Annotated in this window: 8 protein-coding genes; all 8 read right to left on the bottom strand. The window is 75.8% G+C overall.

Going from position 1 to position 12,220, the window contains the following annotated elements:
* Positions 1-8: 8 nt before the first annotated feature.
* The 8 genes from O7610_RS00710 to O7610_RS00675 all read right to left on the bottom strand — a co-directional run bounded on the left by O7610_RS00710 (position 9) and on the right by O7610_RS00675 (position 12,220).
* On the bottom strand, positions 9-428 hold the full coding sequence (locus tag O7610_RS00710; RefSeq protein ID WP_281553837.1) for an ArsR/SmtB family transcription factor: 420 nt from the start codon (positions 426-428) through the stop codon (positions 9-11).
* Positions 429-517: 89 nt separating this feature from the next.
* Positions 518-2,341 carry a thiopeptide-type bacteriocin biosynthesis protein gene (locus O7610_RS00705; protein ID WP_289212451.1) on the bottom strand — a complete coding sequence of 608 codons (1,824 nt, stop codon included), beginning with the start codon at positions 2,339-2,341 and terminating at the stop codon, positions 518-520.
* Positions 2,338-3,567 carry a nitroreductase family protein gene (locus tag O7610_RS00700; RefSeq protein WP_289212450.1) on the bottom strand — a complete coding sequence of 410 codons (1,230 nt, stop codon included), beginning with the start codon at positions 3,565-3,567 and terminating at the stop codon, positions 2,338-2,340. The genes O7610_RS00705 and O7610_RS00700 overlap by 4 nt, the downstream gene beginning before the upstream one ends.
* A gap of 8 nt (positions 3,568-3,575) precedes the next feature.
* On the bottom strand, positions 3,576-5,525 hold the full coding sequence (locus O7610_RS00695; RefSeq protein ID WP_289212449.1) for a TOMM precursor leader peptide-binding protein: 1,950 nt from the start codon (positions 5,523-5,525) through the stop codon (positions 3,576-3,578).
* A gap of 3 nt (positions 5,526-5,528) precedes the next feature.
* Positions 5,529-7,595 (bottom strand): hypothetical protein, encoded by a 2,067-nt coding sequence (locus tag O7610_RS00690; RefSeq protein ID WP_289212448.1) that lies wholly within the window; start codon positions 7,593-7,595, stop codon positions 5,529-5,531.
* On the bottom strand, positions 7,595-8,773 hold the full coding sequence (locus O7610_RS00685) for a lantibiotic dehydratase C-terminal domain-containing protein (RefSeq protein WP_281553832.1): 1,179 nt from the start codon (positions 8,771-8,773) through the stop codon (positions 7,595-7,597). The genes O7610_RS00690 and O7610_RS00685 overlap by 1 nt, the downstream gene beginning before the upstream one ends.
* Complete coding sequence (locus O7610_RS00680; protein WP_289212447.1) at positions 8,766-11,468, bottom strand: lantibiotic dehydratase; 2,703 nt, start codon at positions 11,466-11,468, stop codon at positions 8,766-8,768. Before O7610_RS00680 ends, O7610_RS00685 begins: the two co-directional genes overlap by 8 nt.
* The gene (locus tag O7610_RS00675) at positions 11,465-12,220 is read right to left on the bottom strand and encodes an ABC transporter permease (RefSeq protein WP_281553830.1); all 756 of its coding nucleotides are present in this window, start codon (positions 12,218-12,220) and stop codon (positions 11,465-11,467) included. Before O7610_RS00675 ends, O7610_RS00680 begins: the two co-directional genes overlap by 4 nt.

The raw sequence follows: 12,220 nt of genomic DNA, 5'->3' as shown, positions 1-12,220 counted from the left end.
GCCGCTGCTCACCGGGCCTGCTTCCCGTCTGACCCGTCGTCGCCTGCCCGGTTCGCCGACGCGGCGTCGTCGCCGGACCGGTCGGCCGGCGGGAAGTCCCAGCGCAGCGCCAACTGCGCGGCCTGGAAGTACCGCTCCGCCCGGCCCTGGTCGGTCCGCTGGTTGACCACCCGGATCATCCCCTCGTCCGACAGCACCCGCAGGTGGTAGTGCATCAGGCTGAAGGTGATGCCCAGCTGGTGGGCCAACTGGCGGGCGGACAGCGCCCGGTCCGGCTCGGTGGTGAGCACCGCGAGCACCCGCAACCGGATCGGATCGGCGACGGCACGCAGCTGATTGACGCCCTCGAGCACCCGTACCGCCGGGGTCGGCGGACCGGTACCGCCGGGCGGTCGCGCGGACCCCGGTTGCCGTGGCACACTGGACACAGCCCCCGACGTTCCCTGACGGTCGGGGGCTGCACCGTCTGTAGAACTGGCGCCGTCTGTGAACCTGGCACCATCTGCGGGTCGGGGGCTCACCGCGCACCTCCCGGGAGACGACCCACCGGCAGCAGGTAGACCAGCACGTCGTCGATGCCGTCCAGGCCGAGCAGTTCGTGGGCGACGTCGTCGTAGAAGCCGCCGATCATGCCGAGCGCCAGCCCGCTCGCCGCCGCCACCATCGACAGCGCCTGCGCCAGGTGACCCGCCTCCGCCACCGCGAACCGCAGCGCCCGCATCCCGTAGCGTTCCCGCAGCTCCCCCAGCTGCACGTAGAGACCGAGCAGGGCCGGCACCTCGGCCAGCTCGATCCCGCCGACGTCGAGGGCGTCCGCCCCGAACCACATCGACGACGCCTCCAGCTCCGGCACCGACGGGGCCGGGCCGAGCCGCCACAACTGACGGTCGAGGTCGTCCACGTGGTACGCGCCGGGGGCGACACCGGCGACGTCGCGCACGATCAGCCGCATCCGCGCCGCGTACGCCGCGCCGGCGCTCGGGTACGGGCGGTGGGCGTAGTCGTACAGGTCCCCGTTGGGCAGCGGCACCTGGCTGCGGTGGGTCACCCCGTGCGCGCTCCACACCAGGGTGCCCAACTGCTCGGCGGTGACCGGCCCGGTCAGCCGCCCCCGACCGGAGACCCGCCGGCGCAGCACATCAGCGAGTGCGGCACGCGGCGGGTCCCCGTCGGGCAGAGGAACCGGCCGGCCGCCGAACCGGAACGGGGTCCCGCTCCGTTCCGAGACGGCCTCGCGCGGCCTCTGCGTCTGCAACATCCCCGGCAGGAACTTGCTCGCCTCGTGGTAGCGGCGGTCGGCGGCCGCCGCGCCGTCGGCGAAGAAGTCCGTGGGCCCGCCCGGCGCCAGCGCGGTCCCGGCGACCAGCCAGCACACCGACCGCTCCTCATCCGGCAGGATGCCCAGTCGGTTGAACAGCATGTGCAGCTGGGAGCCCCACACCCAGCGCCACCGCTGGTCGGCCGGGCCGGCGGCGGCCGGCCCCTCCAACGCGTCGCGGGCGGCCCGGACGACCTGCGCCCAGTACCCGGCCGGTGACCGCTCCCCCGCCGGGTCCGCCGCGGCGTCGGTACGCTGCGCGTCATCGCGGGCAGCCCCGGCCGCTGTACGCTGCGCGTCGACCCGGGCCACGGTCCGGTCCCACCGGCGGCGCAGCGCGGCGCCCTGGCTGGCCAGCACCCGGGCCGCCTGCCCCTGCACCGCCGCGGCCGGCAGCATCGCCACCTCGTTCTGCCACCGCCAACCGGCGGCGTGGCCGCGCAGCCACCGGGCCGCACCCAACTCGTCCAGGCCCAACGCGGCGGCGGTGGCGGTGGCCAGCTCGGCGGCGACGGACAACCGGGCCGGGCCGGGCGGGACCGCGCCGACGATCCGGGCGGCGATCTCGCTGGACCGGCAGAAGACCTCCTCGGCGACCAGCAGCGCCTGCGGTCCGCCGTACCGGGCGGTCTCCGGCCGGTACGGGATCTCCCGGACGTCGCCGTGGTCGTGCCAGCCGGCGGCCGACCGGGCGGCGCTGCCACCCAGCCGCCGGTAGTAGCTTCCGCTGTCCATCGGGAACACCTCGTACGGTGCCTGGCCGGCGAGCTCGGCCAGCTCCGCCCGCAACCGGTCGCCGACGCCCGGCAGCGGGTCCCGAACTCGGATCCGCAGATGCGGCCCGCCCTCCCAGTAGCGGATGTAGAACCAGTCGGCGATCGCGCCGTCGGCGCGCAGCCGGGCCAGCAGCGGAGCCACGGTCACCGCCAGGAAAGTGTCCAGGTCGGCCGGCGACCAGTAGGCGAAACAGTGCAGTCCCACCCAGGTGCGGGTGGTGGTGACGGTGATGGTCGGTGCGGTCACGGCGACACCTCCGGGTTACTCAGGTCGTAGGCGAAGTCACGCACCCGTGACCGGCCGATCAACAACAGGTAGATCAGGTCGTGCCCGGCGGGCAGACCGGCGGCTGCCTCGGCGGCTGCCTCCCGCACCGCGCGTACCGGCCGGCAGAACAGGCCGACCTCGGCGGCGGCGGTGCCGACGTGCTGGGCGGTGGCCCCGGCCGCGTGCAGCAGCCGCCGGTACGCCGCCGGGCCGCCGGTGCGGACGGCAGCCGGCACGTCGGCGCTGACCAGCCAGGCCAGCGGCATGCCGGCGACGTCGACCTCGGTACGCGGATAGCTGTACGCCCGCTGCACCTGCCCGGTCGCGTCACCCGGCCGGGTCGGCTGCGGCGCAGCAGCCCCGGGTCGGCCGGTCGCGGCCGGATCGAGGTGGTACCAGCCGGCCGTCCGGCCGGCGACGTTGCCGACCGCGAGGGTGTGCCGCAGGCGCACCCCGGTCACCGGTGACCCGGCCGGCGGTCGGTACGCGGCGGCGACCAGCCGCTCGAACGCCTCCGCCGGCAGCGGCCGGGGGTCCGCGCCGAACCCGCGTGGGCTCAGCCCGGAGCTGCGTACCGCCCGCAGCCGGTGCCGTGACCAGGTGGGGGCGGTCGACGGTCCGAGGGTGACGGTGAGCCACGGCCCACTGGTGGCGGTGGCGCTGGCGGTGGTGCCGGCGGCGTACCGCAGTCCGTGGCCGGCGGCGGCCTCGGCGAGCGCGCCGGCGACGTGACCGGCCTCCAGCGCGGCCAGCGCGTCGGCGAGCCGGCCGTAGCCGGCCGGCATCCGCGTCGGCTGCTCCCGCAGCACCAGCTCGACCGACCCGTCCGGCGCTGCGACGAGCGACTCAGCGGACGTCGGATACAGCAGTTCGCGGACCGGGTCGACCAGCCAGTCGACGCCGTCGTGCCGCAGCAGCACGTCGACCAGGTGCGCCGCCCGGGGCGACGGGTACGCCCGGTGCTCGTTGAAGCCGTTCCACGGCTCGAACCGGCGCGGCGCCAGCGCTGTACCGAGCGTCCGGACCAGCCGGGCACCGGTCGGCCCGGCGACGGCCGCCAGCTCGGCGAACGGCACGGCCGGGCCGGTGGGCCGGCGACGGTACGGCCGCGCCGACGCGGGCCGGACGTCCTTGCCGGGGCCGTGCGCGTACACCTCGGCGAGCGTGGCGGTGAGCTGACTGGCGGTGAGCTGACTGGACGACATGGCCGACCTCACGGGAACGGGTGCGGGTAGAGGGGCAGGTCGGAGTAGTCAAGTGGGGACGGCAGCCGGCCCAGCTGGGCCGGGACCCGCAGCAGCCGGTCCAGGCCCCGGGTGCGGTGGTGCACGTGGCCGAACGTCATCGGCAACGTGCCGGGGACGATCACCTTCGCCGAGTGCAGTCCGAGCCGGTCCCGGCTCGCCGGGTCGGTCTGGTCCACCACGATCGTCTCCAGGCCGTGTGCCGCCCACCGCTCGACGGTCTCGCCGAGCAGCACCGCGAGGTCGGTCACCGGGGCCGGCCGGTCCGGCCACACGTCCCGCCAGTGCGCCGGGGCGTCGCCGGTGAGCAGGAACTCGTACCGCTGCCGGGCCTGCGGCAGGGTGTTCACCGCGACGTGCTCCTCCAGGCCGGTGACCATCCGGGGGTCGTCGAACATCGCCTGCAGCCGGTCCGGGTCCAGATGGCCGGGTTTGTTGCGGGCCACCTCGGGCAGACTGAACACGTCGACCACCGCCTCGGCCGCCGCCGACCGCAGCGCCGACCGGGGGTCCGGGTGGGCGCCGGCGGCGAAGAACGCCTGCGGGGCACCGCTGGTCGGGTCGCGGTGCAGCACCAGGGCCAGCACGGTCGGCACCCCGAGGTCGTTCGTGGCGTCGAAGAACAGCAGGTCGTAGCCGACCGTGTCGAGCCGGTCGACCAGGTGCGGCAGCACCGGGTCGTCGTCGGGTACGGCGACCGGCCGCAGCGGGGTCCGCGCGTACCAGGCCATCAGGAACGCGTCCCGTTCGGCGACCTCGTACATGCCGTACAGCGCGGCTTCGACGGCGCTGTTGCCCAGCCCGCAGCCGTTGGAGCTCTCGTAGAGGAACCGGGGGCCGTCGCTGCGGTGCAGTCCCCAGTAGGCGACGTGCTCGGGCACCAGCACCGGGCGGCGGCGGCCCAGCGACCAGCCGTGCACCCAGCGGACCCGGGTCTGCGGCGTGTACGGCACCATCCGGAACGCCGGGTGGTCGTAGTGCGCCGGGTCGTGCAGGCCGAGCCGGGCCGGGTCGACCGCCCGGTCCGGGCCGAGGTCGGCGAAGGCCGCTTCGACGGCGGTACGCCGCCGGTGCGGCCGCATCCCGGTGGCCCGCTCGACGGCCTCGAACAGGGCGATCCGCTCCGACTCGGCGAAGCTGCGGGCCCGGCCGTAGCCGGCTTCGCGGACCGCCGTGTCGCTGGACAGTTCGCTGGTGCTCAGGGCCATCGGCGAGCGCTCGGTACGGATCATGTGGGCGACCGGCCCGTGCCGCCAGTCGAACAGTTCGGCGCGCAACGCGGCCCGGCTGGTCCGTGGGTTGTCGCCGCGCAGCGAGTACGGGTCGCTGGTCGGCGCGGCGGTCAGCGGCACCTCGGCACCATGCGGGGTGTCCAGCGGCACCGGCCGGCAGATCCGGCAGCCCTGCCGGCGGGGCCGGACCCGGTGGCTGCTGACGGTGGCGTGGTCGGTGCGGATCGCCACCACTGTCGCGTCCAACCGGCCCGGGTCGGTCAGCGCGTCGCCGACCGCGCCGGCCACCATCGGCAGCAGGCTCGGCGGGATGACGCCGCCCTGCCGCAGCTGCGGGTCCCGGCTCGGCACGCCCGGCCCGAACACCCGCAGTCGGGCCTGCTCGGCGCAGGCCAGGCAGGTGCCGGCTCTCGGCCGCAGCACCGGGCCGACCAGCACCAGGCCGCCGTCGAGGCGGACCGGGACGACCGTCGCGGCGGTCTCCCAGGCCCGGCGGCTCAGCTTCGCGGCCAGTGCCGGGGTCCAGTGGTCCAGCAGGACGACCGCGGTCCGGCCGCCGGTGCCGTCTGGCGCCGTCACGGCGTCCAGCGCGGTCACCGCGTCCAGCACCGGGACGGCCGGGTGACCGGCGGCGGCCAGCGCCGCCGCGAGATCGTCGGTCGGGGTCGCAACGGTACGGGTCGACATGGTTCAGGCTCCTCGGCTCGCGGCGGCGGTGGCGGCCACAGTGCTCCCGGTGACGTCCACGGCGGTGCCGGTGGCAGCCGCCGTCCACCAGAAGGACTGCGCCACGAAACCGGTGACGGCCAGCGCGTGGCCGACCGAGTCGGCGTCGGGGTGCGCGTCGGCGGCACCGGTGTCGGCGGCGACCGGCACCACCGGTCGCCCGGTCAGGGTCGCGCCGTCGGCGGTGAGCGCGGCCCGCAGCGCCGCCTGCAACCGCTCCTCGTTGTCGATCACCCCGGCCGGCCAGTACCAGCTGTCGTCCGTCCACGGTGCCAGGTGCTGGTCGGCCGGCCGCCAGGTCGGTGCCGTGCCGGTCAGGCTCGCCGGCCCGGCCGGCACCTCGACGCCGGCGGCCCGGGCCTGGGCCACACCGGTGGCGGCCAGCGCCGCCATCGCCACCGCGTCGGCGGCGGTGGCCTCCACCGCCCAGGCCAGCGGCCCGGCGTCGGTGACGATCTCGGCGTGTACCGCGCCGGCCGGCAGCCGGCGGGCCACCACCCGCGCCGGTACGGCGAACCGCAGGGTGAGCGCCTTCCACCAGCGGCGCGCCGCCGGTTCGCCGGCCCACTCGGCCTCCGGCACCGGGTCCGTGTCGAGCCGGCTGCGTACGGCGTGCACCAGCCGGCGCAGCGCCGCCCCGCTGGCGTGCCGGACGTCGACGCCGATCGCGGCCGTCTCCGCCCAGCGGACCGCTGACCCGGCACCGTCCTCGGCACCGGCGTCCCGCGCGTCACCGTCGCCGCGCGGCGCACCGATACCGAGGACGGTCTCGGCGTACCGCAGGGTGGCGTCGACCCGGGCGGCGTCGGCGGTGGCCGCGACCCCCAGCGCCGGGCCGGCCAGGGCCAGCATCGCCGGCAGTTGCGGCAGGTCGCCGGGGACCGCCGGCGGCAGTACGCCGAGCTCCGGGTCGCTCAGCGCCTCCAGCCGCAGCCCGACCGCGTCGATGTCGGACGGCGCACCGGGCAGCGGCACGCGGGCGGCCGGCAGCCACGGATGGTACGTGGCGCGGACCGGGTCGAGCCGGGCGACCAGGACCGACGGGTAGTACGGCCCGGGGGCGGCCGGTTCGCCGCCGGGCAGGGTGGCGGCTTCCTCGGCCGGGTCGGGCAGACCGGCGACGGCGCAGACGATGCGGTGCGCCGCGGCGGCCCCGATCAGCGCAGCCAGCGCCGGTGTCACCGACGCCCCCGCAAGCGCCGGGCCGGGCGCCTCGCTCAGGCCCGGACCGGCCGCCCCCGCAGCCGCGGGGCCGGGCGCGCGGGACAGGCGGGCCGCGACCGCCGCACCGTGGGCCAGCGACCGGTCCGGCGTGGACACCGGGGTCACGTACCCGATCTCCGGCAGGCAGCGGGCCGCGACCGCCGCCTCGCCGGCCCGTACCACGGTGTCCTGGGTGGTCGCGGCGCCGACCGGGTCGACTGCCAGACCTGCGCCGGTCAACGTGCGGGCCGCCGACGTCGCCACCGGCCCGGTGCCGGCGACGGTGACCGTGGTCGACCGCAGCCGCTGCCAGGCCGCCGCCGGGTCGGCGGCCACCGACTCCAGCCAGCGGGCCAGGTCGGCCGGCGGCAGATCCGGTTCCTCCCGGTCGCCCCAGCCGGCCGGCACCTCGACCAGCATGTCGTGTTCCCGCAGTTGGTCGAGGAGCAGTCGGATGACCCGGTCCACCTCTGGCCGCCCGGCTGGCTGCGCCAGCCGCTGCGGTGTCAGCCCACCGGCCAGGTGCCGGGCGAGGACCTGCCACACCTTCCACACTCCGGCGCCGCCGCTGACGGTGAAGCTCGACGACCATCCGCGTACGTGCACCCCGGTGGCGGTCGGGGTGGCGAACACCACGGGCCGCAGCCGTACGACGATCTCCGCCGCCGACGGCACGGCGTGTTCGGCCACAACGCGGTCGGCCACAACGCGGTCGGCCACAACGCGGTCGGCCACAGCGGGGGCGGTCACGGTACGGTCGGCCACAGCGGGGGCGGTCACGGTGCGGTCGGCGGAACCAGCTTCGGCGGTCGAGGGTCGCGGGCTCATCACGCCACCTCCTGTGCGGTCGCGGCCAACCTGGTCAGGTAGCCGTTGATCCGTTCCTGCCAGGTGACCCCGGTGATCCGCTCCGCTGCCCGGCTCAGCAGGTAGGCGGCGAGATAGCGCTCGGTCGGCCGGACGTCCAGCAGGCCGAGCAGCAGGTACAGCACATTGGTGGCGAACCGGTAGGTGACGAACTCCCGCTCGTACGGAACCCGGTCGAAGTCGATCTGCCGCAGCAGCTGGTGGTACTCGCTGTACTCGGTCCGGTCCGGATGCCAGCGGCGCACCGTGTCCGGGTCGCCGATCTGCTCGGCCCGGTCCAGGTAGCTGAACGCCGGCACCCGGGGCAGTTCGCCGCGCTGGTACGCGACCCCGGTCACCTCGGCGGCGGACACCGTCCACTGTTCCCACCCGCGTTCAACCGGGTCCAGCCCCGACTCCGGTCCCGGCTCCTGCGCGTGCGTCGGGGCGGCCAGCCGGGCGACCAGTGCGGTCGCCGGGTCGGCCGAGCGCCGCCACTGGGCGTCGAACGCCGCCCGCACCCGGCCGTCCGGGTCGTTGAGCACCAGGAACTCCTCCAGGTGCGACAGGAACGACTGGTGGCCGTTGCCGAGCCCGAGCGGGTAGCGGCTGGCGTGCAGCGCCATCGCGGTCAGGCAGGTCCGTACCCGGGCGGCGGCGCCGGCACCGGCGGCGGCCAACCCGTCGGCGGCGGCGGTGACCGCCGGCACCCCGAGGCGCAGCAGCTCGGCGCGGCACTCGACGGCCTCGGCGGAGCCGAACAGGGTAGCCATCGCGCTGTCGTCCACCGGCTCGACGCGGACCGTGTTGTCCGGGTGGATCGGCTGGTACGGCGGCGGCACCAGTTCGATCCGGCCGGCCTGCTCGGCCTGCGCCAGCAGATCGGCGACGCTGATCTGCTCGGTGCTGGGCCGCTCGGCGAGGTGCCCGCGCAGCCGGTGGGCGACCGCGGCGGCGACCACCGCCAGGTCCGCCGGGTCGACCTGGTCGCGGCGGGCCAGCCGGATCCGCAGGTGCGGGCCGTGCAGCCAGTGCCGTTCCAGGTGTACGGCGACCCCCTGGTCGGCGGCCCACCGGGCGGCCGGCAGCACCGCCGAGCGCAGTAGCGGCAGCTTGGTCGGCGAATAGTAGTAGCTGACGATGTCGAGGGCGTCAGTCATTGCCGCCCCACCCCTTCCGATAGGTTTCGGCGACCAGCTCGACGACCCGCCCGTGCGGGCTGCCGGTCCCCGGCACCGGCAGCGCCTCCTCGATCCGCACCGGTCCGTCGTGGCGGCCCAGCAGCCGAGGCAGGTTCCGCAGGTGCAGGGCGTTGTCCAGGTCGACGTACTGCGGTTTGGGCAGCGACAGGTAGCGCTGGTAGTCGTCCGGGCCGCCGCGTACGTCGACGCCGGCGGCGGCGACGAACACCTCGGCGGGCAGGCCAAGCCGGGCCCGCCAGCTGCTGACCGCGTCGAACGGCACGTCGCCGTCGGCGTCCAGGTCGGCACGCAGCCGCCCGGCGTCGTCGGTCGGCAACGTCCAGGACCGGCGACTGAGTACCAGGTCGTGGTAGCGCAGCCGGGTCCGGTGCCGGACACCGGCCAGCTCGCCGGTCGGCGCCAGCAGGCCGGGGCCGACCAGTCCGCTGCTGAGGTCGAAGTGCAACGGTACGGTCCGGTCCGGCATCACGAACGGGACGAGGAACCCGAGGTAGAGCACGTCCAGGTCGGCGCCGGTGTCGTCGCGGACCAGCCGCACCTGATCGGTGACCGGGTCGTGGCGCAGCCCGACCCGGTCGGCGAGCAGGTCGGCCCACCTCCCGTCCTCGCCCACCTCGTGGTCGACCAGCAACGGGTGCAGGTTGGCGTTGAACCCGGTGACCGGGCGGAACTGGGCCACCTGGGCGTGCCGCCCGGCGGTGGCCCGGATCTGCGCGGCCAGCTGCGTCTTCGCCTGCGGCGCCACCAGGTCCAGGAACCGGCTGGTGAACCGGCCCCAGCCGGCGTACACGTGGTTGAGCACCAGCAGGTCGTCGCCGTCGCGGCGGGCCGGCTGGACGAAGAACGCGTACGAGGCGGGCCGGGCGCTGACCCAGTCGGGCAGCGCGGCGGCGGCGTCCCGGACGATCTCCTCGGGCAGGGTGAACTCGGCCGCGTCGGTCGGCGCCGCCGCCCGGATCCGGGTTAGCAGCCCGGCCCGGGTGTCGGCCAGCTCCCGCAGCGCCGGGGTGACCAGGTCGGCGAACTCGGGGTCGGGGTTGATCACCCCGGACGGCGAGACCAGGTTGTACGCCCGCCACACCTGACTCATCTCGGTGGAGAAGTCGGCGGCGCGCTCGCAGCGTCCGCCCACGCCGTACCGGGCGACGAAGCGGTCCCGGACCAGCCGACGCAGCGGCAGGTACTGGTCGAACAGCTCGACCAGCCCGGCCAGGCGGGGCAGCCGGTCGGCGGCGGCGCGCCCGTGGCGCCGGCCCAGCCGCACCGGTTCGCGCAGCGCCACGTCCTCGGCCAGTACCGGTGCGTCGTACCAGGGCAGCCCCACCGCCTGGTACGCCGAGCGCCAGGTGTCGCGCAGCCGGCCCAGGGCGGCGGCCCGGTCGCCGGCCGGGACGGCTCCGAAGCCGCTGGTCTGCTCGTCGATCGCGATGAGCAGGTCGGCCAGCTCGCCGCGATGGTGCCGGTCCAGCCAGTCGGCGAGGTGCCGTACGGCCTTCGGGTCCTGCGGGTCGACGGGTTCGACGGCGAGCAGCAGCCCGGCGGCGAGCACCTGCCCGACGTAGCGGGTCGCGGCGGCGGTGGTGCGCGGCGGGCCGCCGGGCAGCCGGCGGGCCAGTTCGGCGACCAGGTCGCCGGGGGTGATGCCGGCCGGCCCGGCGGCCCGGGTCCGGTCGAGCAGCAGCCGCAGCGGTCCGGTGCAGGCCAGCGACACCTCCTCCTCCAGCACCGAGATGACCCGGTCGACGCCCTGCACCGGGCGGTCCCGGCGGAACGTCAGCTGGTCACCGGTGACGGTGATCGCGGCGGCCAGCCGGTGCGGCACCGTGTCGCGCAGCCCGGGGTCGGCGATCACTGCGGCGAGCAGCCGGGCCAGCAGGGTCCGGTTGGCCTGGGCGACGGCCACCGGCTGCCCGCCGGCCGAGGCCGCGGCACCGGCCGGATCGGCGCTGCCGGCCGGGTCGGCCGGTGCCGCACCGCCGGCCGGCTCCGACACCGTGGTCCAGTTGCCCCAGGCGACGTAGGTGAACCAGGACAGCGGGCTGGTCTTCGCGGTGGCCCGCAGCGCGTACCGCAGCGCGTTGGGTTCGGACTTGCGGGCCCGGCTGTCCGGGTTGGCCCCGCTGGCGGCCGCGCGGTCGATCCCGCGTAGCAGGTCGGCGCCGGTGAGGGTGACCGCGCGGCGCAGTGGTTCGGCGGCGCAGACCGCGGCGAGCGCGGCGCGTTCCGCGCCGAGCGCGCCGGTGGCCAGCTCACCGAGCTCGGCGCGCACCTGCGCGGCCTGGCGCATGACGGCCAGCCAGGCCGGCAGGTCGGGCACCCGGTCGAGCAGGCCGTCGAGTTCGGCGACCCGGTCCGGCCGGGGCAGCCGTCCGTTGTGCACGTCGCGGCGCAGCGGCAGCACCGCCTTGCGGTGGAAGTCGGCCGGGTGCCCGTCGGCGCTGGCGTAGAGCGCGTCGGCGAGCCGGGGGGCCAGCTCGGTGATCCGCGACCGTAGCTCGACCAGCCGGCGCAGCGCGGCACGGAACTCGCGGGCACCGTCCGGCGTCGGCGGGTACGGCAGCGCGGCCAGCCGGACCAGCGCGTACGGTGCCAGGGTGGGGTCGGTCGCCGGCCGCCGGTCGGCGGTGGCCGGGACGACGGCGGCCTCGCTCATCCGTACCGCACCCCCTCGTCGCGCCGGAACGCGGCGCGGGCGAGCAGGGCGAACAGGGTCGTCCAGCCCAGCAGCAGGAAGGCGATCCAGCTCGGCCCGATCAGATGGTCGGCCCGGTCGATCAGCGCCAGCACGAAGTACTGGTACTGGTAGGTGGGCACGTACGGCACCACGGCGTGCAGCGCGGACGGCAGGAAGTCGATCGGCACGAACAGCCCGCCGAAGAACGCCAGCAGCATGAACAGCAGGTTGGCCAGCATCATCGCCGGCTGCGGGGCGAACCGGTAGCCGATCGCCATGCCGAGCAGGCCGAACGGGACGGCACCGAGCACCACCGCGCCGAGCCAGACCGGCCAGGCAGCCAGCGGCAGCCGCAGGTCGGTGGTGAATGCGGCGACGACCAGCAGCGGAATCCAGCTGACCACGTTGAAGCCGAGGACGTAGACCAGCCGGCCGGCGAACCGGGTCAGCGGGGACAGTGGCAGCAGCCGCAGCCGCTGCTCCCACGGGTTCTCCCGGTCGGCGGCGACGCCGGCGGCGAGCGAGGCGACCGTGACGTTGAGCGTGGTGTAGAGCAGGAACGGGGTGATCGCGTACTCGCTGCCCAACCCGAGGTCGGCGAAGCGGTTGGCATTGACCAGCCCGAACAGCAGGAAGAAGACCAGCGGGAAGCCCAGCGCCGGGGCCCAGTAGGCGGGCATCCGTAGCGTGTCGAGGGCGTGCGCGCGGGCGTGCAGCAGGACGTAGCGCAT

The sequence above is a fragment of the Solwaraspora sp. WMMA2065 genome (assembly GCF_030345075.1).
GTDB lineage: Bacteria > Actinomycetota > Actinomycetes > Mycobacteriales > Micromonosporaceae > Micromonospora_E.
The sequence above is the reverse complement of the archived record's forward strand: the minus strand, read 5'-3'. Positions and strand labels throughout refer to the sequence as shown.